Source organism: Anabaenopsis sp. FSS-46 (assembly GCF_029891665.1).
Classification (GTDB): Bacteria; Cyanobacteriota; Cyanobacteriia; order Cyanobacteriales; family Nostocaceae; genus Anabaenopsis; species Anabaenopsis arnoldii.
In genome coordinates this window covers 1-25,459 of sequence record NZ_JANQDG010000101.1, presented here as the reverse complement: position 1 = coordinate 25,459, position 25,459 = coordinate 1, and the positions used below count along the sequence as shown (strand labels likewise).

Here is a 25,459-nt window from a genome sequence, read left to right as displayed (position 1 = left end):
TTGGTACACTAATCATCACTTACTAAACATCCTCTCAGAAGTAATTTAGCAATCAACAACAGAAATAATCTCTTATACAGCAAAATTATGACTACAGGAGTGGGTGAGAATCTGTAAGGCGATCGCCCTTAACATCCCCTCACAGATCCTGGAATAGCGATCTGCTTGCAGCAGCGCTTCGCTATCGCATCTTGTCAAGATAATCAAACACATGATTTTCTAGTCAGATAAATCTGACTTTAGCTTTCAGACGGGGGTTTCTAACCCCCGGCTCCCCTGTTGTTAAACGCAAAGGGGCGCAAAGGTTGGCGCAAAGGTACGCAAAGGTTTGTTTTCTATTCAAATACGAGTCCTATAGAGTTATTATTATTTTATTTCATACTAAATACTTTACACCGCAAGCAACCATGAAACCTTGAAAATTTTGCTCCGGTGCTAGAAAAACATCTACAAAATCTATTTATCGAACCTATGGAAGGTAATCAAGAAATCTTTATGCAATTCATGAATAATCAAGAATTTAAAGCTGTTGTGTTTGAGAAATTACTATCTAGTATTTATGATACCATCAAGAGTGTAGGTTAGATGTTGTTTTAAAAGGGAAATTTTAGATAATATTTTTTAATATTTGGGCTATTGGTAGCAATATTAGCCATTTAATGCTACTGTATCACTATTCCACACCCATGTAAATAATTAACAATTAAAATCAAATACACAAATACAATAAGTAGCAAATATGGTTAGTAATCCCGGTGGCTTTTCAGTTGGTGGTTCTGTCGGCGGTAACGTCAACAACGTGCAAGGCGATAACAACCGCACAGTGCAAGGAAACAATAATCAGGCTGTGCTTGGTGACAATAATCAAGTCATGCAACAAAATCAAGTGGGTGCAGATACCGCAGCATCCCTTACTAAAGAAGATGTTATCAAGTTACTGGCACAATTAGAAACCTTGATTCAAGGCGCAGAATTACCAGCCGACACCAAAGAAGAAGTAATTGACGATTTGAGCGCAGTTAAAAAAGCAACAGATAAGGAAGAACCGAATAAAAAACGTGCATTAGACCGCTTAACAAGCGTGACAGAAACTCTAGAAAAAACAACTAAAACGGTGGATTCTGGTAAGCAACTTTGGACAGTAGCCAAGCCGATTATTGTAAAAGTTGCTGGCTGGTTAGGTGCGGCGGTTGGTTCATCTCTATTAGGATTGTAGAAGGTATTTATGAATCAGCCACCTGAAAACTTAGAACCACAACAGCCTGATAATTCTACATATCAAAATCAAATTGGAGGTAATCAAAACCGGGCGGTTCAGGGTAATGAAAATCAAGGTGTTCTGGGTGAGGGTAATAGAGTAGTTCAGGGTACTAACAACTTGATGCTAAATATCCACGAGTTAATTTTTGGACAGCAGATACCAACATCAGGAAGTGACCCGGCTCGACCAAAGAATGAACAGAAATTATTAGCCGCAGTCAAGGAAGAAATTACAGCACGGTTAAGACAGTCTCTACATAATGCTGTGCTAATTAATTTGGGGAAGGAGTCACAACCACAACAAGTCAAGCGCCCTTGGGATGCTGATATAAAAATTGGCTCAAAGCCTGCTGAAGCTCTTCCAGATACCACAACAATTTTAGAAGTTTTTGAATCACAAGAAATTGCAGGTAAACTGTTAATTTTAGGTAACCCAGGGTCGGGGAAGACAACTATACAATTAGAATTGGCGCAAGCTTTAGTCAAACGTGCAGAAGCACAGCCTGATCATCCCGTTCCTGTTTTATTCAACTTGTCCTCATGGAAAGATAACCGAAAATCTTTAACGGATTGGCTATTAACTGAACTCAAATCTAAATATGGTGTTTCAAACAAACTAGGTAAAGAATGGGTAGACAACCAGAAATTACTACCATTGCTTGATGGTTTAGATGAACTTGAGCCACAGCGTCAAGAACTTTGTGTCCATACAATTAATCAGTTTTTAGTAAGTGAAAATAGACCGCTTTCTTTAGTTGTTTGTAGCCGCAGTGAAGAATATAGTAGCTGCGCTACTCAATTACAGCTGAACGGTGCTATATGCTTACAGCCTTTAAACGACAATCAAATTTATGATTATCTAGAAAATACTAATTATATAGAACTCTGCTCAATCATCAGGAGCGACTTAAACTTACTAGAGTTAGTAAAAACTCCCTTACTCCTGAGTATTACTGTTCTAGCTTTTCAAGAAATATCTATAGAAGAATGGCGGCATTTGAACTCCTCAAATGACCGGATTCAGTATTTGCTAGATGCCTATATAGGGCGAATGTTGACACGAAATATGAAAATTAATACATATTCTTCAACCAAACCTCCTAATGCTAAACGAACCCGAATGTGGCTTGTGTGGTTGGCTAAACAGATGCAAAAAGAAACCCGAACGGATTTCTTGATTGAAGAAATGCAGCCTGATTTATTAAAAACTAAAATTCCCAAAATTCTTTATAATTTGATTGTCTGGGGAGTTATACAAATGCTGATTTATGCGCTGATTTATGCGCTGATTTCTGGGCTGATTTCTGGGCTGATTGATAGGTTGATTGATAAGTTGATTTTAAGGCTGATTTTAGGGCTGATTTTAGGGCTGATTAATGGATTCTTTGGTGAAATAATAGAGGATAAAATTGAAAATATAGATTTAATTAGGCCTAATAAATTTTTTACCAAAACTATTATAAAATGGCTGATTTTTGGGTTGATTTTTGGGTTGATTTTAAGGCTGATTTATTATTTGATTTTTAAGTGGAGGTTAGGGCTAATTTTATTGCTGATTTTAGGGCTGATTAATGGGCTGATTGGAGATAAAATTGAAGCAATTGAAAGTATAAAATTTTCTTATCATATTTTTAAAAATGGGCTGATTTTAGGGCTAATTTTAGGGCTGATTTTAAGGCTGATTTCTGGGCTGATTTCTGGGCTGATTTTAGGGCTGATGTATGGGCTAATTTTAGGGATATTTTTAGGATTTTCAGGTCTAGAAATAGAAAACAAAACTATTCCTAACCAAGGTATTTGGCAATCTGCTAAAAATACAGTCAAGTTATCAGCCTGGTTTTTTTTACCCTCCACAATATTAATCTTTTTTATACAAATATCAATCTTTTTGATTCAAAATCAAACGAATAGTACTAGTTTAAATCAAGCTTTCATTTTTGAAGCTTTAATTTCTAGCTTAATGTCTGGATTATCTGTGGGATTATTGGTGGGGATACCTAGAAGTGGAACACCCGTTATTAAACACTTCACCCTACGCTTTATCCTCTACTGCAACGGTTACATCCCCTGGAACTATGCCCGTTTCCTCGACTACTGCACCGAGCGATTATTCCTCCAGCGTGTTGGTGGTCGCTACCGCTTCATCCACAAACTACTGCAAGACCACTTTGCTCAAATGGAGTTCAAGCGGAACTAAAAAAATACAACTGCTAAAACCTGATTCTGATTGGGGAATGATTGCAGATGTACCACTGCGATCGCCTCCCGTACTGCGCTGTGCGCAATCGCACTGATCGGGCTAGACTTGGAGGAAATTCAGCACTATCAATATTTGTCAGCCACACGCCTCTTAATTCTAACTTTGGTATGGTTTGAGGATTGAGAGCTAGTGATATAATTATGACCAGTCCATATGCAAATAAGTTGCATGATTTTTACCTGGTGAGAATAGCTGTATATTGGGTGCAGATATTTATCATATCTGCTTTGGGAACTTTAGGGCTGGTGCTGCCATCGCTTGCCATAATGGACTAATAATAAATATTGGGGTTTGATCAGCAAAATGACGCACAAGAATAATTATATTACCGATAAAGCCCGAATTATCACTGTGGTAATTTTAACTGGCATTTTTTCTCTGGGTAGCGGGTTGACAATCATTAACCGCGTTACTGCTGCGACCGTTGCTCCTCACCCACACAGCTACCTGGGTTCTTTACGTTTAGCAGCTACTGATACTCCCACAGATAACCAGGTGATGAATCTACCAGAGTCTGTCAAAAATGCAGTTTTACAAGCGGTCTCTGAAAATTTAGACTTACCAATTTCTCAACTCAAGATTATTCAAGCTCAACCACAAACATGGAATGATGGCTGTTTAAACCTAGCTAGTCCTGATGAATTCTGCACTCAGGCTTTAGTCCCAGGGTGGCGAGTAACTGTCGATGCTGTTGACCAAACCTTAGTTTATCACACTAATAGCACAGGTTCGGCCGTCAGGCTCAATCAAAAAGCCGGGAAAATTACCCAGGATTGCAGTTAAATTTCAGCCTAATTCTCATATTAATTACTGGGTTTATCTACCCACAATTTGAAACTACGGTTTTTCTATCGGAATAAAGTTGTATCTTGAGAAAATTAATGATAGAATTTTTATTAAATACTTCTGAAGATAGATGAGTCATCAAAGCGATCGCTCACACCATCGTTGGGTACAATCCCATAATCTGCCCCAGCCTCAGTTGAAACTGCAACAACAGGCACAAAAAGAGCCAATGTTTTACTATTTTGCCTATGGTTCTTGTATGTGTCCGGTAGACTTAAAGCGATCGCTGGGTGAAAATACCCATGATTATATTATCGGCCCAGCGGTGTTGAAAGGTTACCGCCTAGGGTTCTATTCCTATTCTCCCACCCGCAAGTGTGGGGTTTTAGATGTCTTACCAGATGACCAAGCTCATGTCAAAGGTGTCCTTTATCAACTACCCTGGCGCTTGAGTGGAAACTTAGATAAACGCGAAGGTGTTTCTCAAAGTTTATACCGTCGGGAAACAGTAGAGATTCATTCCCAAAATAATGTCTACAAAAATACGCGCACTTATATAGTGGTGAACAAGCTCCCAGAAGAACTCGCACCCAACGACTGGTATTCTAGTGTTGTCTTGCGGGGTGCTGTTACCTGTGGATTACCAGAAGAATACTGCTGGAGTTTGTTTGAGCATATGTACAAATTACAACAGCTTTCCCAAGAACATCTGATCCAAGCTGCGGAGAAAGCGCTATTACCCGCTTAAACTCAAACTCCAGTCATGACTTTCCCACTTAGGTTAATGTTTTCACATCAAAAAGGACTCGGTTTGAGTCCATTTTCATGTGTACGAAACCATGACCTTTTTTTTACTGCCGGTGTTTAGCAGTTGAAAAAGTATAATCTATTTGATCTAGTAACGGCTACGGAAATTACCGCCACCACGGTTACCACCAAAAGAACCCTTATCTTCTCTGGGTTTGGCCTTATTTACCTTCAGGGAGCGTCCCATCCACTCAGCACCATCCAGAGCCTCGATCGCAGCGGTTTCTTCCTCATCTGTACCCATTTCTACAAACCCAAAACCCCGCAGTTGTCCTGTTTCGCGGTTAGTAGGTAGTTGTACCCGCTTTACAGAACCATATTCGGCAAATACTGCATTAAGTGCATCTTGTGTAACCTCATAAGATAGATTACCTACATAAACTGACATAAAATTTCTCCAAAATCGTAAGAGTGTAGAGATTTCGGTTTCGGAGAAAAGCCTGTAAATACCAAAAGGAAATAGCCCGTCAATAATAAAAACAAAATCTGATCACCGAATCAATTCTCTTCCCCCCACTATGACACAAAAAACAACCATTGGTGGAGTATGACAAAGATCGTAATAAAAAGTCACACAAGCAATTACTGCTTAAGTATTAGGGGAAAATCAGAAATATGACCGGTTAAAACCCGTGGTCTCCCGTTTAATCCTCTCCTGAAAGGTTAGGGGTTCTCACCCTCGGTGCATTATTTTGATAGATATTAACATATGGAGACTAAAAACAAAAAAAACTGATGAACGCGATCGCCTCTTGTCTTGCATCTATCATCGAACAAACCGCCATCCATCCTTGGGAAAACCTCCCACCCAAACAGCAAAAACACATCCAACAGGCGATCTCATCCGCAAAACCTCCCAATTGTATCGTCTATCCCCGCACCCAAGGGGAACTAGCAGCAGTCATCGCCGAAGCCCACCGTCAAAACTGGCGCGTCCTGCCGGTAGGAAAAACTAGTAAAATCAACTGGGGTGGTTTAGCCACAGATATTGACATCATAGTTAGTACAGCAAGCATCAACCAACTAATTGCCCACGCAGTCGGTGATTTAACCGTCACCGTAGAAGCAGGAATGCAATTTTGCCATCTCCAAGAAATTTTAGCCAAATCCCGCCAATTTATTGCCCTTGACCCCAGTCAACCGCAATTAGCAACCATAGGCGGTATAATCGCCACAGCTGATACCAACTCCCTCAGACAACGTTATGGGAGTGTCCGCGACCAGTTACTAGGTATTACCTTTGTCCGTGCTGATGGGGAAATTGCCAAAGCAGGGGGGCGAGTAGTGAAAAATGTTGCCGGATACGATTTAATGAAATTATTTACCGGTTCCTACAGCACATTAGGTCTTATTAGTCAAGTAACTTTAAGGGTATATCCATTACCCGCAGCATCCGCTACAGTGATGCTAACAGGTAAACCAGAAGCCATATCCCAAGCTGCAACCACCCTGCGCAATAGTGCTTTAACACCAACTCAAGCTGATTTGCTCTCCACACAACTGGTTTCTATCCTAGGTGAGAATCAGGGTATAGGAATAATGGCGCGCTTCCAAAGCATTAGTCAAAGTGTCCAAGAACAGTCACGTAGACTGTTAGCACTAGGCGAACAATTGGGTTTAAAAGGGACAATTTATATGGATGAACATGACGCTCATCTATGGCAAAGATTACGAGAAATAATGGATAAACCCGTCACAGATTCAACAATTACCTGCAAAATAGGAGTATTACCTAGTGCATCTGTGGAGGTTTTGAGTCAAACAGGTATGGGTTTGATTCATCTGTCTAGTGGTTTGGGTCTGTGGCAATTGGAAAATAAAAATCAGGTTTTAAAAATGCGCGATCGCTGTCAGTCTCACAAGGGATTCTTGAGTATTTTAACAGCACCAAACACAGTTAAACAAGCCATAGATGTTTGGGGATATACTGGTAATTCCTTGCATATGATGCGCCAAATTAAAAAACAGTTTGATAGTAAAAATATTTTCAGTCCGGGTCGGTTTGTGGGTGGGATTTAAGCAAACAACCACACAGCTACCAAAACACACCAGATAGAGAGGGGAAAAATTTAAATATGCAAGTTTCTGACAATTCCGCGAATCATACTAATAGGATTAAGAATTTAAAAAGTTTTGATATCAATCAGCCACCCGATCCCAAATTGATTGATAGTTGTGTACATTGTGGTTTTTGTCTGTCCACTTGTCCAAGTTATCGGGTGATTGGTAAAGAGATGGACTCACCCAGGGGACGCATCTACTTAATGGATGCAATTAACGAGGGTGAAATAGCTCTAAATACAGCCACAGTACAACATTTTGATTCTTGTTTAGGTTGTTTAGCTTGTGTAAGTACTTGTCCTTCCGGCGTGCAGTACGATAAATTAATATCCGCCACTCGTCACCAAGTAGAACGCAATTATAAGCGCAATTTACCAGATACCTTGATTCGTAAACTGATATTTTCCTTATTTCCTAATCCTGATTTATTACGGCTGTTTTTATTTCCCCTGCTAGTTTATCAAAAGTTGGGATTACCAAAATTAGTAAAAACTACAGGGTTACTCAAGAAACTATCCCCGCGTTTAGCAGCCATGGAATCAATTTTACCAAAAATTACCCTGCAATCCTTTCAAAATAACCTACCAGATATTATTCCCCCCCAAGGAGAAAAGCGTTACCGGGTAGGGGTAATTTTGGGATGTGTGCAACGGTTATTCTTCTCCCCCATTAATGAGGCCACCGTGCGAGTATTAACCGCGAATGGTTGCGAAGTCGTAATTCCTAAATCTCAAGGTTGTTGTGCCGCGCTTCCAGAACATCAAGGACAAACCCAACAAGCCCAAAGTTTAGCAAAACAAATGATTGACAGTTTTGCCGATACCCATGTAGATTTTATCATTATCAATGCTGCAGGTTGTGGTCATACTTTAAAAGAATACGGTCACATCCTCCAAGATGACCCAGAATATCGAGACCAGGCGCAGGCTTTTGCTGCTAAAGTCAAAGATGCTCAAGAATTTTTAGTCAAGGTAGGATTGACAGCTAAATTATCCCCCTTAAGTGATCAGCCTTTAAATTTAGTTTATCAAGATGCCTGTCATTTACTCCATGGACAAAAGATTAGTGTGCAACCACGTCAATTATTACGACAAATTCCCGGCGTGAAACTAACCGAACCTATAGACGCAGCTTTGTGTTGTGGTAGTGCCGGCGTTTATAATATGCTGCAACCAGAGGTAGCCGAGGAGTTAGGTCAGCAAAAAGTACAGAATTTGTTAAATACAGGCGCACAGTTAATTGCTTCTGCTAATCCCGGTTGTACCTTGCAAATTACCAAGCATTTACAATTACAGGGTAAAACCATTTCAGTCATGCACCCCATGGAGTTATTAGATTATGCCATTCGGGGTGTGAAGTTAGGTTTTTAACCTGTGTATTTATGCAAAAAAAACTGGGAAAACCCAGTTTTTTCTCTCATTTAAACACTACTTAATACTTATCGGCGACGATTCCATGGACCAAAAATAGCCAGTGTAATACCCGGAGACTGAATGTTAACAAACATCGTTCTACCGTCAGCAGAGAAGCAAGCGCCAGCAAACTCACTGCTATTAAAGTTGTTCATGGCAAATTGATAAACTTCACCTTTGCCGTTAACACCCACAATATAATCAGTACCACTACCATCCTCACATAGGAACAGGTCACCCCAAGGAGCAACAGTGATATTATCAGGAGCTTGTAAAAATTGACCACTCGGAGAAGCTTCAACTACTAAAGTTAACTCTTCTCTCGCCGGGTCATAAGCCCAAACTTGACCATTACCTCTGGCGTTAGCAGCATCAGATACAGGTGGACCACCTTGAGAAGCAACAAAGTAAACCATTTGATTACCATACCAAGCGCCCTCACCCCGGAAGAAAATGGCAGCACCCTTGCTTTGAGCTTCGTAACGCACACCAACCCCAGTACCAGCATTCTCAGCATCTGGGTCGGGATTATCAATTTGCACCCACTCTACAGGCAATTTTTGACCAACCTTAACCTTCCCAGGTTCACCACCAAAATTAGGATTATTGATGGTATTAAGGGCAAAGTTTTCTGTACCTCTAACTTTTAAAGCATACAGAGTACCGCCTTGAGCCAAGTCCCCGGCTTTGGTAGGTCTGACATTAGGTACAAACCGATAGAAGCAGCTATCACCACGGTCTTCAGTTTCGTACACATAGCCAGTTCTGGGGTCTACAGCTATAGCCTCATGGTTAAAGCGTCCCATGTCTATCAAGGGAACTGGGGTGACTAAACCGCTATTCGGGTCAGCTACAACCTCAAAGTTGTAACCGTGTCTAACGGTTTGGGTCCCAGCAGTACCAGTGGTATTAGTGCTTGTAGAAAAGGTTTCTTCACAAGTAACCCATGTCCGCCAGGGTGTCGGTCCACCTGCACAGTTACGAACAGTACCTGCTAAGGAGTTAAAGTTTGTGATGGGTCTGCGGTTTGCTCCCACTACAATCGTACTGGTTCCCCCCTGAGCGCCAGTGGAGTAGCGATTATCACCACTCACAGGGTGGTTAGCGGAAGTACCCAGTTCATGGTTACAAACTAGAATTGTTGAGCCGTTAGCCCCGGAGTATGCAGCCATCCCGTCATGGTTCGATGGTACTCTGAACCCGTCGCCCATTGGCTCACCAGTAAAATGGAAGGCCGTGTAGTTAAATGTCCGAGGGAGTTTTAAAATCGGTATGTTTTTAAAGTTATCAGGCAGTTCAGCTGTGTTTAAGGGTAGCTTGTCCTCCAGAGCTCCATAACCGGTGCTGTTGGGCATTTCACCACGGGCAACCCGGGCATAAAATGCTTCCAATGGTGACAGCATTGTCACGGTAGCTGCACTTGTGCCAGCTAAGGTTAAAAATTTACGTCTTGAGACTTCCATTGTGTTGTTCTTCTCTTTACCTAAATACGCGATCGCCCTGTACGCAGCAGCGCTTCTCTATCGCACTATCAGAACTTATTCGAGGAACATTAAGGTGGGATAATAACTAGTTTAATTTGCGGTTATACCAGGGAACGGGGTTGAACCCCCCCAACAACGTTTTCCCTACACAGCATTTTCCAGGAATCCAGGCGAATTGTAGGCAGAAGAACACAACACATATAGGATTTAGAGTACTTTATTTCTGATGCCACCATCTTGTAATTTGACATTTATGTTAGATTTAAGTGTTTCTTATAATCAAGATAAAAATCTTTGTATCTATCAAAGGTTCTTATTTATCCTTAATGAAGTAGTAATAAGTTATTAAATAATGCCGAGGATTCTTGTCATAGACGATGACGCCGCCATTTCAGAACTAGTGGCCGTCAATTTAGAGATGGCTGGCTACGATGTCAGCCAGGCGGAAGATGGTATCAAAGGTCAAGCGCTGGCGCTACAGCTACAACCTGACTTAATCATGCTTGACCTGATGTTACCCAGAGTAGACGGGTTTACAGTTTGCCAACGCCTACGGCGGGATGACCGCACGGCGGAAATTCCCGTCTTGATGCTGACGGCTTTAAGTCAAACTCATGACAAAGTGGAAGGCTTCAATGCCGGGGCGGATGATTACCTCACTAAGCCCTTTGAAGTTGAGGAGATGTTAGCACGGGTGCGGGCGTTATTGCGACGTACTGACCGCATCCCCCAAGCAGCAAAACATAGCGAAATTCTCAACTATGGGAATTTAACTCTGGTTCCAGAAAGATTTGAGGCCATATGGTTTAATCAAACAGTGAAACTCACTCATCTGGAATTTGAACTCCTGCACTGTTTGCTGCAACGCCACGGTCAGACAGTTTCCCCCAGTGAAATCTTGCGGGAGGTTTGGGGTTATGACCCAGATGATGATATTGAAACTATTCGGGTGCATATCCGCCACTTGAGAACTAAACTAGAACCAGATCCCCGTCACCCCCGCTATATTAAAACAGTGTATGGGGCAGGATATTGTTTAGAGTTACCCAGCTTACCTCAATCCAATGAGGGTGCTTCCGCATCAGTGATAGAGTGAAATTTATCCGGGATTTCACCCATCTGTAAAGTTATGTAACCTACTCTACGAACAGTTTCACATCAAGTTATTTACCCGTTGATATTTGGGGGGGGCATCTGATCAGCTAAAGTATGGAATAATTACAGGTGTGAATTAGGTATGCAAAAACAACTTTTTTCAGACGGAGAAGTCCCGGTCAAATCGGATGCATCCACAAAAATGGGCGGTTATTCCATTCTTCGGGGGAGCATGGCTATAAATGTGCATTCCCAAACTAACCGCGGTTGGGCGTAACACATTAAGAATTTACGAGTTTGTTCTAGTTGGTGCATGATTTGTGGTTGATGCCACTGTTGCCAGTAGGATTGTTGCAGATAATCCACTAACCATAGTTGTGCTTCTGTGTCTAACTCTTGGGCGATTTTCTTGGCTAATTCTAAAGCTTGGCGGTAAGATGATGGTCTTTTGCTCACATCTTGGAGTAAGGTTTCCGGAATTGCTTGTAATTGCTCATAGGATGCGATCGCACTACCCGGACTACCAGCAGCCATATTTAATAGTGCCTGATTTGCCAAAATTGCCTCATGTCCCGTTTGGGTCAAGACTTGAGTTAAGGACTGTGTATCCAACGGATAAAAGGGGATACGTTGACAACGTGACACCAATGTGGGTAATATAGACTCAGGTGATGGTGCAATTAAAATTATTGTCGCTCTACCCGGTTCCTCCAAGGTTTTCAGCAACGCATTAGCAGCAGCTTCCGCCATTGTCTGGGCTGACTCAATAACAACCACGTTTCTGCGTGCTTCCCAGGGAGGACGGCTGAGAAATTCGCTAACTTCCCGGATCTGCTCTAGTCTGATTACCGGGGGAGCTTTGCGCTTAAGTTTTTTCACGGCTGCTTCTGCGGCCGTGAATCTTTCTCCTTGGTATTGGTAAGTTGGTTCTACCCACCACAAGTCAGGATGATTACCTTGACGCAACCGATTTTGTAATGTAGTCAAGTTAAGTGTTTCCACGTAAAAAAGTAGTTCTACAAAGCACCTAGCAGCCAGGCTTTTACCCACACCATCTATGCCCACAAATAAATAAGCCGGGGGGACTCGGTCTTGTTTGACCCCTTGGGTAAGTAATTCAATGGCTTGGGATTGTCCTAATACTGGGGCAAATAGGTCTGGTATCACGCAATACTGCCTCGTTTTCTAGCTTCTTTGTAGGAAGTTCCCACATTTCTCAAACCGGCTTTAATCATTTGTCTCTCTAAGAGAGCAAAAAAACGGCTTCTATCTCCTCCCCTGACTACTGCTTGATTATGGGCTTCTGCGATCGCTACAGGGTAGCCTTGGCCTTTCTGCACCTGGGCCAGCATCATCGCCAGCGCTTGGTTCAGCATATCTGTATCTTCAGCTACCCAGGCAGGAAATTCTATCCGGGCAATTTCACTGCCTACATGGACGTGGCAAAAGTAAATTATTTGCTGCTCATAAAGTTCTAAAACCCGGTTATTACTACGCCAGATCGGACCACGTTGTCCTGGTTGTAATGTCGTTCCCCATAAAGTAGTATCTCTCAAAGTGTCAAAAACTTGACAAGGAGATTTTTCCGCAGGGTCCGGACAATAACTTTTACAGTCGGGAACCTGATGGGGACAAGTCAATAATCTGAAAAAGTTGATAGAATCAATGTGGCGAGAGGCGCTCAGATATCCTAACAGGGGAATTTTAGCCAGATGCAACTGTTGCCATGCTTCCAGGATTGGTGGTAAAATGCGATCGCGTGCATCTAAAGGTAACTGCTCTAAAAACCAGTAAATTAAAGAACCATCCACCATTGCTAAGGCCGGAGCTTCTCCTTTAGCTGCACAAGCTAATTCTGCTAAAACTGTAGTTTCCGAAGCAGTGCGGCGATATCCCATCCACTCCTCAGTTTTAATTCCCCATTGCCGAGATATATATAAATCCTCCGGGCGATAAAATACTTCTGGTAAACTATCTAGCAGTGGTTGGCGGTTTTGCCCATAGTGTAACACTACTCTACCAATGTTCAACAGGTAACAGTAAGCAATTTCATGATGGTTGGGCGCAATTTGAGACCCGTCAGTGGCGATGACCGTATGCACTTTGGGGGGGACTAGAATATTAATGCGGGTTTCCAGGGGTTCTATGGGTGTAGCATTCGCAAACAGAATGCGATCGCGCCATCGTTGCTGAAGCTCTATCAACTCTTGCTGAGACTCATAAGCTTTTTGTAAATATTCTTGAGCTAATTCTAACCTCTGGCGACTTGCAGCAGCTTCTAAACTCAGATGTTGACTTAAACCCTGCATTTGTCGCGCTAATTTTGTAATATCTAGCATAAAATAACTTAGGTTTGGTTGGTTGTGTTAACCACAGTTATTTTATATTGCTATAAATTTATCGCACTTATAGCACAATTTTTAGATTTACTCAATCATCTGTGAGTGGAAAAAATCACCACAGATGAACACAGATGATCATGCGCCTAGGGTTTGAGGCCTTATTGCCAGGCAGCAAAGTTTTTAGTAAACTGGGATAGGCTTAGTAGTCCGATTGTCGGATGAATTTGGGCTGCTTTCCTTTCTGTTTGGGTGTTATATCCCCAGTCTGCCAGAAAAAGTTCAACATCTTTCAAGTCCGTTTGTTGTTGCACCAATTGTAATGTTTTCAGCCTATCTTCTACAAACCACAGTTTAACCGGTTTCTCTGCAGCCTTACCAATTAATTCTCTCAAAGTTTCATATTTGGGTCGTTTAACTTCCTTACCGAAAATTACCCCCGGTGGTAGGTTCACCCCTTCCCTTGCTAATAACCGCTCAACAAAGCGCCCTTCTTTGGTAGTGACAATGTATATTTTTGTTTCACCGGCTAGGGTGATTTTCATTCTTTCCACTACGCCGGGGTAAAATCTATGCAGGTTTAGCCAACCTTCTAAATCAGTTTTGATCCATTCATCCCGCAAATTGTCAAGTTGCAGGGCAATTGTTTGGGATTGCAGACTATACTCTAATAAAATCCGCAGGGTGATTTTCCCCCATTCCTGCAAAATTGAGGTTTCGGGAATTCCATCTATTAAAGCTTTGATTAAAACTGGCATTTCCCAACCCGTTTCAATCACTGGTCTGAGGCGATAGAATCTTAATGGTAAATCATCTGGGGGCGTGTTATCTACTGGAGACCAAATTTTACAATAGGTTTTCCATGCGACTTCAAAATACTCTATTAGTCCATCGCAAATTACTCCATCAAAGTCTAAGGCTAAAATTGTGGGACTGCTTCCGGTCATTTTGCTGGAAAATAAACTGCTTTTGTTAGATTAACGAAGAATTTTCAACTAAGCTGTAATTTTTGTCAGTATTTAATCATTTATGTATTTTTACGACTCATTCTTGACGTCAAAATCCCGTTTTTAGGACTAAACAGTAATGCTAACAAAAATAAGCCTGACGCTACTAAAACTATCGCCGGACCAGAGGGTAAATTAAAAAAGTAGCTGAGGTACATTCCGCTAATACTGGAAATACACCCAGCGAATGCGCCTACAATCATAACTTGATGTAACCGTTTCACCAACAGGTAAGCAGTCGCTCCCGGTGTAATTAACAGTGCTAAGACTAGGATAACGCCTACAGTTTTCATACTAGCCACAATTGTCAGAGCAATCAGCACCATTAAGCCAAAGTTTAACCGATTTACCGGTAAACCCGCAGCTTGCGCCCCCAGCGGGTCAAAGGTGTAAAATAATAGTTCTTTATATAATAAGAAAACAACTATTAAAACTATAGCCGCAATCATGGCCGTGTCCCGCACCTCCTGGGATGTTACCCCCAGAATATTACCAAACAGAAAATGACTCAGGTCGATTTTTTGGGTCTTTTGAATCACTGTAATTAAAGTGATCCCCGTGGCGAAAAATGCAGACAGGACTATACCCATCGCCGCATCTTCTTTGATGGGGGAGTGGCTTTTTATCCAGGTGATGGCGATTGTACTGATTACCCCGGCTATAAATGCCCCTAAATAAATGTTTGCTCCTAGTATAAAGGCGATCGCCAGTCCTGGCAAGACTGAATGACTGATAGCATCACCCAGTAATGCTAATCTTTGCACCATTAAGTAACTACCCACCACGGCACACAGCAAACCGACTATAATGGCGACCAGGAGCGATCGCTGCATGAAGGTATATTGTAGTGGCTCAATTAATGCTTCAATCATAGGTATTTAGGGTTTGCAACAGAAATTCTTTTCGTGGGGATAGGGAACAGGGAACAGGGAACAGGGAACACACCGAACAGTTTGAGCTATCCGTCACCCCTAAATTTTCCGATTTGATTTATTTAACCTAAAATGTCCACTTTTGATGGTAAAACCAGGAAAAACCCTGCACCGATTTTGTTTTTTAGCAATCTCAAACCTTTGATTTATATAGGTTTTAGATTTATTCAGCCAGTCCTATTTATACCAAACCAGAAATAGGGATAATTTAAGCAGCATCATTAAAGTACATAACTCGACCACCATAGGCGCGATTCAGGTTTTCTGCTGTCAGAACTTGCTCTCGTACACCTGTAGCGATTAATTCCCGATTGAGTAAAATTAAATCATCAAAGTGAGTAATTGATTCGCCTAAATCGTGGTTAACCACTAAAACAATTTTACCAGCAGCGGCTAATTCCCGAAAGACAGTAAAAATCACAGCTTGGGTTTTTTGGTCAATCCCCGCTAGTGGTTCATCACAGCAGTATATATCTGCTTGCTGTGCCAAAGCACGGGCTAAAAATACCCTTTGTTGTTGTCCCCCAGATAATTCTCCTATGGGGCGATCGCAATATGCTAACATTCCTACCCGGTCGAGGGCGTTTTTAGTTTCCTGACGACTAACCGGGGAAAAGCTACGTAACCAACCCGTCTTTTTTACCCTTCCCATCATCGCCACATCCCACACTGTAGCAGGGTAACTCCAATCTATTTGATTCCGCTGGGGGATATATGCAACTTTTTCTAGTTGCTGGGTTAATAGTTTCTCTTTATACAAAACTCTGCCACTACTCAGGGAGACCAACCCCAGCATGGCTTTCATTAACGTACTTTTACCAGCACCATTAGGACCAAAAATCCCCGTGATTCTCCCTGGTTTAATGATACAGTTTACATCTGTTAAAGCTGCTGCTGTGTGGTAATGCACCCCAACATGGGTAATATTAATACTTGTATTTGTAACTGCATAGTTCATGGGGTACACAGGGTCTAGGGTGAACATTTTCGCGACTTCCCAGAAAAATGAAAAGAATATGAGAATAGTGTACCTTAAATATGAGAAGAAGATGAGAACAAGTGTAACTCAATGAAATCAACAGCTAGATTATTTTGCCCAGGTGTGGTAGGAGTATTGTTAGGGTTGGCCATAGGCGGATGTAACCAAATAGATAGTAACCCCGTCTCCGGGGGGATTGATGCACAACCACGAGTAGTCGCAACTAATACTATTATTGCTGATTTAGCTGAGGTAGTCGGCGCAGAGGACATTGAATTAATTAGTATTCTCCAAGCAGGTGTAGACCCCCATGTTTATGAACCCACACCAGCAGATGGCCGGGTTTTAGAAACGGCTGATTTAATCTTGTATAATGGCTATGATTTGGAACCCGGACTAATTAAGTTAATGAATGCGGTGGGTCAAAAAGCCCATAAGGTAGCAGTGGGTGAAATAGTCTCAGCCTTGAAATTAGATCAAGGTGATGGGAAAATTATACCAGACCCCCATGTGTGGGGAAGTGCAGAAAATGCCATCGCTATAGTAAATATAATTCGGGATGAGTTGATTAAATTATCCCCCCCAGACGCACCAGAATTTACTCAAAGAGCATCTGAATTAACCAATCAACTACAGCAATTACATAACTGGATTAATCAACAAATTCAAACAATCCCCCCAAATAACCGCCAACTGGTCACCACCCATGACGCTTTTCAATATTATACTCAAGCCTATGGCTTGGCGATCGCCGGGACATTAATCGGTGTGAGTACAGAAGAACAACCCAGCGCCCAAACAGTTGGGCGTTTAGTAGAGTCTATCAAAAACACCCGTGTACCCGCCATCTTTGCTGAGACTACAATCAACAAAGCCTTAATTACTACCGTTGCTCAAGAAGCCGGTGTAAAATTAGCACCAGGTAAATTATACTCTGATTCCATTGGTGCAAAAGGCAGTGATACCGATTCCTATATCAAAATGATGGTAGCTAATACTCGCACCATTGTAGAAGCATTGGGAGGTAAATACACACCATTTCAACTTAATTAATTCCATTTTTAACATATAGCAACCGCCAAGGTGGTTAGGACACAAACAAAAGATAAAACCGTTGAAATTCAAGCGTTTCAAGGCTTCCCCCTGCTCCGGTGCCCCCTGCCCCCTGCTATATTTTTTTCCGAGTAACAGATGTGAGAGGTACCCTTGGCGATCGCTCACACCTGATGGAGATATCCAACTTAAGCTTCCCCAGTTTAGACCCTATTGGTCAAGTTGTTTAATTCTTTCCATCAACAAACGAACTTGAACAGGTTTATTACGAAACCAGTCTGTTGACCAAATCCGGTAAATTTTCCAACCTAGTCTTTCAAGCACCTGTTGTCGCAGGCGATCGCGATCTCTGGCAGTCGGTGAACTATGGTAAGATGCACCATCACACTCAATCCCCAATAAAAACTCTCCTGAACGCTTATTATTGACCACAGCAAGGTCAATCCGATATCCTGAGCATCCAACTTGGGTGCGGATAGTGTATCCCTGCTGTGATAAAGTATGGTAAACATCTTCCTCAAATGGCGAGTCAAAATGAAGCGTGTCCGTGTAAGAGTTACCTTGCAGTCGTTCTCCACCACTCGCAGCGTATTCTAAGTAATTACGCAGTGCTTCTACACCTTTGCTTTTAGTCCGGGTTAAGTCAATGTCTCCACCCTGTATGGAAGAAACAAGTGTAATTTTACTTTTTGCCCTTGTGATAGCTACGTTGAGTCGTCGTTGTCCACCTTGGCGATTCAATGGTCCAAAGTTAAGAGAAAGTTTACCTTGATCATCACGAGCATACCCAATGCTGAGTATAATCCCATCTCGCTCATCACCCTGAACATTTTCCAGTGCTTTGAGAAAAAACTGAGATGAGTTATCGCTGCAAAATATCTCAAAATCGGGATTTTCTTGCCCTAAAATCTCAATTTGCTCCTGAATCGCCTCCCCTTGTGCTTCGCTAAAGGCAATAATACCAAGGGATTGTTCGGGAAACTTACGAAAATGCTCTAAGGCCAAATGAGCAACCACTTCTGCTTCGCGTCGATTATCTCTGCGTCCACCACGATCATAAACTCCATCAGGAACATATTTAAACGACACTCCCAAATCTGAATTTTGAATTGGGTTTGGAAAGGTAACTAACTGAGAATCATAAAAATACTTATTAGAAAACGCTATCAAACGTTCGTCTTGACTGCGATAATGCCATTTCAGCGTTCGCGCAAACATAAAATTTGAACATTCATCCAAAACGCTTTCATAGCTTGCATCATCCTCATCATTAATATCTTCCTCCTTATCTCCAGTAGAAAAGAATGATGTGGGAGGAAGCTGTTTATTATCGCCAATTACAATAACTTGATTAGAACGGATAATCGCAGGAACAACATCTTCAGTCCGAAGCTGAGATGCTTCATCAAAAATCAGAACATCAAAATGAACTACATTTGGATTTATATATTGGCTTACCGAAAGCGGACTCATCATCCAGCAAGGCTTTAAGGTTTTAACTAAGTTTGGTATCCCCTTTTGTCTATCGTTGAGGAGTTTACGTATAGGTAAATGTCGGCTTTTCTTAGTCGTTTCTCTTTTCAAATTAGGTAACTCAGCTAGAGCAAGTGAGGTATTTTCCCACTTTTGCCAACGTTGCACATGAAACTGTTTTAGACGTTCTCTAGCAGCATCTAGTTGATTATAGTCGAGTTGAGCAAACTCCTTGATGAGCCGTTCGTGTACTTCAACATTAAAATTCTTCAACTCCGGTTTTCTCGCCAGAATAGCATCAAGACATATTTGATAAATGCGCTTTTCTAAAACCGGAAACCATTGCTCTGGTTGAATTTGATTCTCACGTAAAGCATCTAAGAATTTACTATTGGCAATATTTTCGATTTTTTGGTAAGTTTCTTTATAACTTAACCATTCTTGAAAATCAGACAATTCCGATTGAGCTACGTTTAAAAATGTTTCTAATTCCACAAAAGCAATTTGATTATGAGGTAGATAAGAATCTGTGATATCACTTTCCCTAAAGTAAGATAATAGGAAATTTAATCCTTTTCTAATACTGTTATGGACTGACTCATATTTCTTAACTAATTCAGCAAATTCACGCCTTTTTAAAGGAGAATTTATCAAATTTTGAATGTAATCAGCAGGAAGCGAATACTTTTGTAAGCCAACCAACCAACTTAAAGCTTGTTCAATTTCTTTTAACTCTGCTTCACTACAAACTTCTGGATTAAATAAACAACCAAAAATCCGACGAGCAGGATAGTCACTCTGACGTAACCTATTTTGCAAAGACTCAATATGATTAGCTTTCTTCCTATTAAAAATTTCAAATAATCTTAAAATCTGGCTGATAAAATTTCTATTTTCCCGCGATCGCTTATTCTTTTCAATTTCCCGAACATCACTTTTTAGAGTATTAAAAGCATCTTGAGCCTGAGCAATATTTACTTTAGCCCAATTATCCGGTAACTTCGATGGTGGTACTTTCAATATATGTTGAATAGCCAAATAGCAATTATCTAGAGACTCTAAATTCAGCAAAGCTGGAATTTGTAAATTTGTCTGCAATTGTTGATTAATCTTTTGCAGTGAAGAAAGTGCTTCCTGAAATTCTTCTATTTCCTCTCTGATTTGCAACTCCAGCTCATAAGAATAAGAATCTAGAGAACTTTTTGCCCAAATATTTATTTTTTCTCCCTTAAATAAAGGTATAAATTGTGCCAGTTGATTTAATAAAACTTTTGCCTCTTGGAATCGCAGAGGATTCCATTGGCTGAAGTTTGCAAATATGGCATTCATACTGGGAACTGCTTCCCGTTCTTTTCTCAAAAGTTCACCAAATATCTCAAATGCTGATTTTTCTAAAGGCTTTTCCTTAGTGTGTAAACTTGTCAGATATAAAATTAGTGATTGACGAGTAGAAACAAGCCTTTCAAAGAAAAGATGATTATTTTCTGCACTATCAAGTTTAACGTATTCAATAGTTTTTGACAAATTATGTACAAGCTCTCGCTTATCTGTTGTCCCACTGTGATGAAGATTAAGACACATATGGTCTAAACCACATTCAGCCATGCGTTTATAAACCACACTCAATGCTGTCTCTTTTTCTGCAACTAATAAAACTGATTTACCATCGCCAATCAGTTCCGCAATCATATTTACAATAGTTTGACTTTTACCTGTTCCTGGAGGTCCTTGGACAACAAAGCTAGAACCAGCTTTTGCTGCTTCAATTACAACTTGTTGACTGGAGTCAGCATCAACAATTTGAAATATTCCTTCAGGTTTTACTTGTGAATCCAGAGCAGATGCAGGTAGGGGTTCTGTATAGTTCGACTGATAATTAGTTAAATCTCCACTAATTGCTTGCAAAATTGGGTGGTCAAAAATCAGAGTTTCATTTTCGATAATGTCCCTCACCATTGCAGCCTTTGCATAGGAAAATAGTGAGAGAAATACATTCTCTTTAATTTCCCATGTCTTTTGTTCTTCTAATAGTTCCCTAATCTCAGTAATAATTTTGTTATAACTTAGTGTTTGTATAGCTTCTTCATCTGGAAGCTCAATTCCAAAAGTCTGCTTTAACTTTTGTGCCAGGGTTGGATTTAGTGCAATATCCTCGTTTAAAAAAGATATCTTATAAACCTCTCGTCTAGGTTCTTTAATTAAGTCTACAGGTACTAAAATGAGTGGGGATAGTAAAGTATCATCTGGTTTATCCTTCTCATACCAACTTAAGGTTCCAAGTGCCAGAAACAAACTGTTGACACCTCGTTCTTCAAATGACCGTCGCGCCTCAAGGCGTAATTTGTTGAGCCGTTTTAATTGCTCATTGCCTATTTGGCGAGTAATTAATTCAAGCGGATTTTTTTCGGCTGTTAATGCTTTAAAGTTTTCTAACTGGGTAATGTCTTGATTTTCACTATCAATCCTGAAAAAAGAAAGGGATTTTTTCTCTTTTGTTAGCTTGGTGAAGAGAACATCTGGTTCATCTGTGATAACTTCTAAATTTCGAGGACTATTTTGCCGAAACTTGATCAGAGGATTGCGTCGTCCTAAATCAGCCAGTCCAGCTTTCCACTGTACAATTTTCTGAGCAAGGTTTGGTTGAGAACTGAAAGCTGACTGTCCCATAGTTGCTTTTCTTGTAAATAGGCCTATTGCTTAATATTATACTACCCTTTCAACCAGGGTAAGCTCATCTAATTTAGTATAAAAATGACTTGACAAAAGAATCAGAATAGGGAGCATAAATAATATACTTGACACAGAAGAAAAACAGTGAGATGACAAAAATACCCTGCCCTCAACAGTATCTTCATGAATCCTGCGGTGTCAAACTACCATCAATTCTAGTTTCAAAGGTAACCTAGCCATGGCTACTTTAATAAATATAATCAAAAAATATACTAATGAATAAACCCATCGAAGTCCGTAACCCTCGAAATGGCAAGTATGACTATGTAATTCTCCCCCCATCTCCTAGATTATTATCACACCAGTGCCAGCGCGCTCGCAGGGCGCAAACTCGCTGGTATCACATCGGTTTAGAAGCCAGAATTGAGGCCTTACAGACATGGAAACAAGCAATAGTCTCTGTTCAGGAACAGCTCACACAGGCTTTAGTAACTGATACCGGGAGACTGTCCACCTCAATATTAGAAATAAACACTTTCCTAGATAATATTGACCGTTGGTGTGACTTAAGCCCAGAACTACTACGAGACTCGGCTAAAAATACAGCCATCCCATTTATCGCCCTAGAACAAACATCAGTACCTTACCCCTTAGTGGGGGTAATTAGCACCTGGAACCTACCCCTATTGCTATCCACAATCAACACCATTCCCGCATTAATAGCAGGTTGTGCCGTCATTGTCAAACCTAGCGAGATTTCACCCCGCTTCGTCGCCCCCCTGATTACAGCCCTCAAGACTGTACCAGACTTGCGTGATGTGTTAAGTTTTGTCGAAGGAGGAGGAGAAACAGGCGCTAACCTCATAGACAACGTAGATTTAGTTTGCTTTTCCGGGAGTCTAACCACAGGGAGAAAAGTAGCTCAGGCCGCAGCTCAACGCCTCATTCCCGCCTATTTAGAATTAGGGGGAAAAGACCCAGCCATTGTTTTAGAATCAGCCAATCTGGAATTAGCCACCCGTGCTATTTTGTGGGGTTCAGTATTCAACGCTGGACAGTCATTTGTTTCCATTCAAAGAATTTATGTAGCCCAATCAATATTTACACAGTTTTATCATCAACTCATAGCTAGAGCTATTACTTTACACTTAGCCCATCCCCACCTTGACAGTGGAGAAATTGGCCCTATCATCACCGAAAAACAAGCCGCAATTATCAACCACCATCTAATAGATGCAATAGAAAACGGAGCATTAATACATTGTGGCGGTAAGGTAGAACAATTAGGCGGGGGTTGGTGGTGTCGTCCCACCGTAATCACCCAAGTCAACCATTCTATGAAGCTCATGACAGATCCAACTTTTGGCCCCATTATGCCAGTAATGCCATTTACCACCCTTGAGGAAGCGGTATACTTAGCAAATGATTCTATATATGGACAAAGCGCAGCCGTGTTTGCACTCTCCCAAGAGGAAGCCTTAGCCGTGGGTAGACTTGATGCTGGTGCTATTAGTATTAATGATGCTGCTTTGACTGCTATTGTGTCTGAGGGAGAAAAAAATTCTTTTAAATTATCCGGTCTGGGAGCTTCACCCCTGGGACGAGGGTTAATTCAACGCTTCCTCAGAAAAAAAGCATTTTTGATCAAAAACAACTCCAGTCCCGACCCTTGGTGGTTTGACCACAGTTGGCGCGATTTACACTAATCCACAATGGCTCTGCATTTTATTGATCTCAGAAGCGTTATAATTTAATTTCTTAATTTCCCAATCTGATATTTAACAAGGTGTAAATATGGCCAAAAGTGACAAAATTAACTTTTCTACCCCCAGCGGATTCCCCGAATTTCTTCCCAGCGAAAAACGCTTGGAATTATATTTGTTAGATCACATTCGCCGCGTATTTGAAAGTTATGGCTTTACTCCCATTGAAACCCCCGCAGTCGAACGTTTAGAAGTTTTACAAGCCAAGGGCAATCAAGGAGATAATATTATCTATGGCATTGACCCTATATTACCACCAAATCTGCAAGCTCAAAAGGAAAAATCCGGGGAAACAGGTTCAGAAGCTAGAGCTTTAAAATTTGACCAAACTGTACCCCTAGCTGCTTACATTGCGCGTCACCTCAATGAATTAACTTTTCCTTTTGCACGTTACCAAATGGATGTAGTCTTTCGGGGTGAACGCGCCAAAGATGGGCGCTTTCGTCAGTTCCGCCAGTGTGATATTGATGTAGTGGCTCGTCGTGAACTGAGTTTACTCTATGATGCTCAAATGCCCGCAATTATTAGCGAAATCTTTGAGAAAGTTAATATTGGTGATTTTCTGATTCGCATCAATAATCGCAAGGTGCTTACAGGCTTTTTTCAATCTGTGGGTATTCCTGAAAATAAAATTAAATCCTGTATTAGTATAATTGACAATCTAGAAAAAATCGGTGAGGCTAAAGTTAAGCAAGCTTTGGCAGCAGAAGGCATTAATACCGAACATACACAAAAAATTATTGATTTTATTAATATTCATGGTTCCGTTGATCAGGTTTTAGATAAGCTCAAGCATCTGGCCGAAAATCTCCCAGAAGCCCAAGTATTTAATTTGGGAGTGACTGAGTTAGCAACTGTCATTGCAGGTGTGCGTAATTTAGGAGTCTCAGAAAATCGGTTTTGTATTGACTTATCTATTGCACGTGGTCTTGATTATTATACCGGAACCGTTTACGAAACAACTTTGTTAGGTCATGAAGCTTTAGGTAGTATTTGCTCAGGCGGTAGATATGAGGAATTAGTGGGAACTTTTTTAGGCGAAAAAATGCCCGGTGTGGGTATTTCTATCGGCTTAACTCGTTTAATTAGTCGCTTACTTAAAGCTGGTATTCTTAATACTTTATCTCCCACACCAGCCCAAGTGATGGTCGTAAATATGCAAGCAGACTTAATGCCTACTTATTTAAATGTATCTCAAAACCTGCGCCGCGCGGGAATTAATGTAGTAACTAATTTCGAGCAGCGCCCTTTAGGTAAACAATTCCAACTTGCTGATAAACAAGGGATTCAATTTTGTGTAATCATTGGCTCCGAGGAAGCTGCAGCCCAAAAGTCATCTCTCAAAGATTTAAAATCCGGTGAACAGGTGGAAGTCACCCTGGATAACTTAGCAGGAGAAATTAAAAACCGGTTGGGGTAACACGGTTTAGTTAGAGGTTGTTTTAAAAGTCCCTCATGATGGAGCAAAAATTTTAGATCCCCCTAAAACTACACTGGCTCCCGGTGATATTTCTCAAACATTGTTACAACCCTCAACAGTCACCCGTGGTCGGTGAGCGACTCGCCCTGAGTGGAGTCGAACAGTCAACCGTCAACCGTCAACCGTCAACCTAAACTATTATGACTAAATGGTTCAACACCGCAGGTCCTTGTCAACCAGATATCCACTACACCCTACCCACCAGTGAACGGTTACCAGAGTTAAAACGCCTAATTGAACAGCGCAATTACTTTGTCATCCATGCACCTAGACAAACCGGTAAAACCACTGCCATGCTCACCCTAGCACAGGAATTAACAGCCAGTGGTAAATATACTGCCGTCCTACTATCCTTAGAAGTAGGTGCAGTATTTCCCCATGATCCCCTAGCGGCGCAAAGTAGTATTTTAAATCACTGGCAGAATCAGATCCGGTTTTTGAAGTTACCCTTACCACATATCTAGGACTTACGCATTGACAGAATAACAAAATAGTGCATTGATAAATAAGGGTCGTCTAGTAATGGGTATGGGAGAATGAGAGAAATTACTAAACCCTCGACAGCACAATGCAATCTAGACATCTACACCTTATTTTT

At 41.2% G+C, this 25,459-nt stretch carries 21 protein-coding genes; 12 read left to right on the top strand and 9 right to left on the bottom strand.

Annotated elements, in window-relative coordinates:
* Nucleotides 1–72: 72 nt before the first annotated feature.
* Nucleotides 73–213 carry a hypothetical protein gene (locus tag NWP21_RS11720; RefSeq protein WP_280792839.1) on the bottom strand — a complete coding sequence of 47 codons (141 nt, stop codon included), beginning with the start codon at nucleotides 211–213 and terminating at the stop codon, nucleotides 73–75.
* 219 nt (nucleotides 214–432) lie between these two features.
* Between NWP21_RS11720 and NWP21_RS11715 the strand changes: the two genes are divergently transcribed.
* From NWP21_RS11715 to NWP21_RS11695, 5 genes are all read left to right on the top strand, one after another.
* Nucleotides 433–585, top strand: coding sequence for a hypothetical protein (locus tag NWP21_RS11715; protein ID WP_280792838.1), 153 nt, complete (start codon nucleotides 433–435; stop codon nucleotides 583–585).
* Nucleotides 586–739: 154 nt separating this feature from the next.
* Nucleotides 740–1,216, top strand: a complete 477-nt coding sequence (locus tag NWP21_RS11710) for a hypothetical protein (protein WP_280792837.1) — start codon at nucleotides 740–742, stop codon at nucleotides 1,214–1,216.
* Nucleotides 1,217–1,225: 9 nt separating this feature from the next.
* A complete protein-coding gene (locus tag NWP21_RS11705; protein WP_280792836.1) occupies nucleotides 1,226–3,457 on the top strand; it encodes an NACHT domain-containing protein in 2,232 nt (743 codons plus the stop codon).
* 366 nt (nucleotides 3,458–3,823) lie between these two features.
* The gene (locus NWP21_RS11700; RefSeq protein ID WP_280792835.1) at nucleotides 3,824–4,303 is read left to right on the top strand and encodes a hypothetical protein; all 480 of its coding nucleotides are present in this window, start codon (nucleotides 3,824–3,826) and stop codon (nucleotides 4,301–4,303) included.
* 133 nt (nucleotides 4,304–4,436) lie between these two features.
* Entirely contained in the window at nucleotides 4,437–5,054 is a 618-nt protein-coding gene (locus tag NWP21_RS11695) for a gamma-glutamylcyclotransferase (protein WP_280792834.1), read from the top strand.
* 147 nt (nucleotides 5,055–5,201) lie between these two features.
* On the opposite strand, the gene NWP21_RS11690 is transcribed toward NWP21_RS11695, so the two are convergent.
* Nucleotides 5,202–5,501, bottom strand: coding sequence for an RNA-binding protein (locus NWP21_RS11690; protein WP_280792833.1), 300 nt, complete (start codon nucleotides 5,499–5,501; stop codon nucleotides 5,202–5,204).
* Between the two features lie 347 nt (nucleotides 5,502–5,848).
* Here NWP21_RS11690 and NWP21_RS11685 point away from each other — a divergent pair, with 347 nt between their 5' ends.
* Both NWP21_RS11685 and NWP21_RS11680 read left to right on the top strand, forming a co-directional pair.
* Entirely contained in the window at nucleotides 5,849–7,132 is a 1,284-nt protein-coding gene (locus NWP21_RS11685; protein ID WP_280792832.1) for an FAD-binding oxidoreductase, read from the top strand.
* A 56-nt stretch (nucleotides 7,133–7,188) separates the two neighbouring features.
* Nucleotides 7,189–8,544, top strand: a complete 1,356-nt coding sequence (locus NWP21_RS11680) for a (Fe-S)-binding protein (RefSeq protein ID WP_280792831.1) — start codon at nucleotides 7,189–7,191, stop codon at nucleotides 8,542–8,544.
* Nucleotides 8,545–8,612: 68 nt separating this feature from the next.
* Here NWP21_RS11680 and NWP21_RS11675 read toward each other — a convergent pair whose 3' ends face one another.
* The gene (locus NWP21_RS11675; protein WP_280792830.1) at nucleotides 8,613–10,049 is read right to left on the bottom strand and encodes an alkaline phosphatase PhoX; all 1,437 of its coding nucleotides are present in this window, start codon (nucleotides 10,047–10,049) and stop codon (nucleotides 8,613–8,615) included.
* 373 nt (nucleotides 10,050–10,422) lie between these two features.
* Here NWP21_RS11675 and NWP21_RS11670 point away from each other — a divergent pair, with 373 nt between their 5' ends.
* Nucleotides 10,423–11,166 (top strand): response regulator transcription factor, encoded by a 744-nt coding sequence (locus tag NWP21_RS11670; protein WP_280792829.1) that lies wholly within the window; start codon nucleotides 10,423–10,425, stop codon nucleotides 11,164–11,166.
* A gap of 209 nt (nucleotides 11,167–11,375) precedes the next feature.
* On the opposite strand, the gene holB is transcribed toward NWP21_RS11670, so the two are convergent.
* The 5 genes from holB to NWP21_RS11645 form a co-directional block, all read right to left on the bottom strand.
* The gene (gene holB, locus NWP21_RS11665) at nucleotides 11,376–12,332 is read right to left on the bottom strand and encodes a DNA polymerase III subunit delta' (protein WP_280792828.1); all 957 of its coding nucleotides are present in this window, start codon (nucleotides 12,330–12,332) and stop codon (nucleotides 11,376–11,378) included.
* Entirely contained in the window at nucleotides 12,329–13,504 is a 1,176-nt protein-coding gene (locus tag NWP21_RS11660) for a DNA double-strand break repair nuclease NurA (protein WP_280792827.1), read from the bottom strand. The genes holB and NWP21_RS11660 overlap by 4 nt, the downstream gene beginning before the upstream one ends.
* A gap of 161 nt (nucleotides 13,505–13,665) precedes the next feature.
* The gene (locus NWP21_RS11655; RefSeq protein WP_271732254.1) at nucleotides 13,666–14,451 is read right to left on the bottom strand and encodes an HAD family hydrolase; all 786 of its coding nucleotides are present in this window, start codon (nucleotides 14,449–14,451) and stop codon (nucleotides 13,666–13,668) included.
* 80 nt (nucleotides 14,452–14,531) lie between these two features.
* Complete coding sequence (locus NWP21_RS11650; RefSeq protein ID WP_280792826.1) at nucleotides 14,532–15,383, bottom strand: metal ABC transporter permease; 852 nt, start codon at nucleotides 15,381–15,383, stop codon at nucleotides 14,532–14,534.
* Nucleotides 15,384–15,651: 268 nt separating this feature from the next.
* On the bottom strand, nucleotides 15,652–16,428 hold the full coding sequence (locus NWP21_RS11645; protein WP_280792825.1) for a metal ABC transporter ATP-binding protein: 777 nt from the start codon (nucleotides 16,426–16,428) through the stop codon (nucleotides 15,652–15,654).
* 84 nt (nucleotides 16,429–16,512) lie between these two features.
* On the opposite strand from NWP21_RS11645, the gene NWP21_RS11640 reads away from it, so the two are divergent.
* Nucleotides 16,513–17,475 carry a zinc ABC transporter substrate-binding protein gene (locus NWP21_RS11640; RefSeq protein ID WP_280792824.1) on the top strand — a complete coding sequence of 321 codons (963 nt, stop codon included), beginning with the start codon at nucleotides 16,513–16,515 and terminating at the stop codon, nucleotides 17,473–17,475.
* 210 nt (nucleotides 17,476–17,685) lie between these two features.
* On the opposite strand, the gene NWP21_RS11635 is transcribed toward NWP21_RS11640, so the two are convergent.
* On the bottom strand, nucleotides 17,686–21,615 hold the full coding sequence (locus NWP21_RS11635) for a DUF4011 domain-containing protein (protein ID WP_280792823.1): 3,930 nt from the start codon (nucleotides 21,613–21,615) through the stop codon (nucleotides 17,686–17,688).
* A gap of 278 nt (nucleotides 21,616–21,893) precedes the next feature.
* On the opposite strand from NWP21_RS11635, the gene NWP21_RS11630 reads away from it, so the two are divergent.
* The 3 genes from NWP21_RS11630 (at nucleotide 21,894) to NWP21_RS11620 (ending at nucleotide 25,325) form a co-directional block, all read left to right on the top strand.
* Complete coding sequence (locus NWP21_RS11630) at nucleotides 21,894–23,324, top strand: aldehyde dehydrogenase family protein (protein ID WP_280792822.1); 1,431 nt, start codon at nucleotides 21,894–21,896, stop codon at nucleotides 23,322–23,324.
* A gap of 88 nt (nucleotides 23,325–23,412) precedes the next feature.
* Nucleotides 23,413–24,801 carry a histidine--tRNA ligase gene (gene hisS, locus NWP21_RS11625; RefSeq protein WP_280792821.1) on the top strand — a complete coding sequence of 463 codons (1,389 nt, stop codon included), beginning with the start codon at nucleotides 23,413–23,415 and terminating at the stop codon, nucleotides 24,799–24,801.
* A gap of 200 nt (nucleotides 24,802–25,001) precedes the next feature.
* Nucleotides 25,002–25,325, top strand: coding sequence for a hypothetical protein (locus tag NWP21_RS11620; RefSeq protein WP_280792820.1), 324 nt, complete (start codon nucleotides 25,002–25,004; stop codon nucleotides 25,323–25,325).
* Nucleotides 25,326–25,459: the final 134 nt, after the last annotated feature.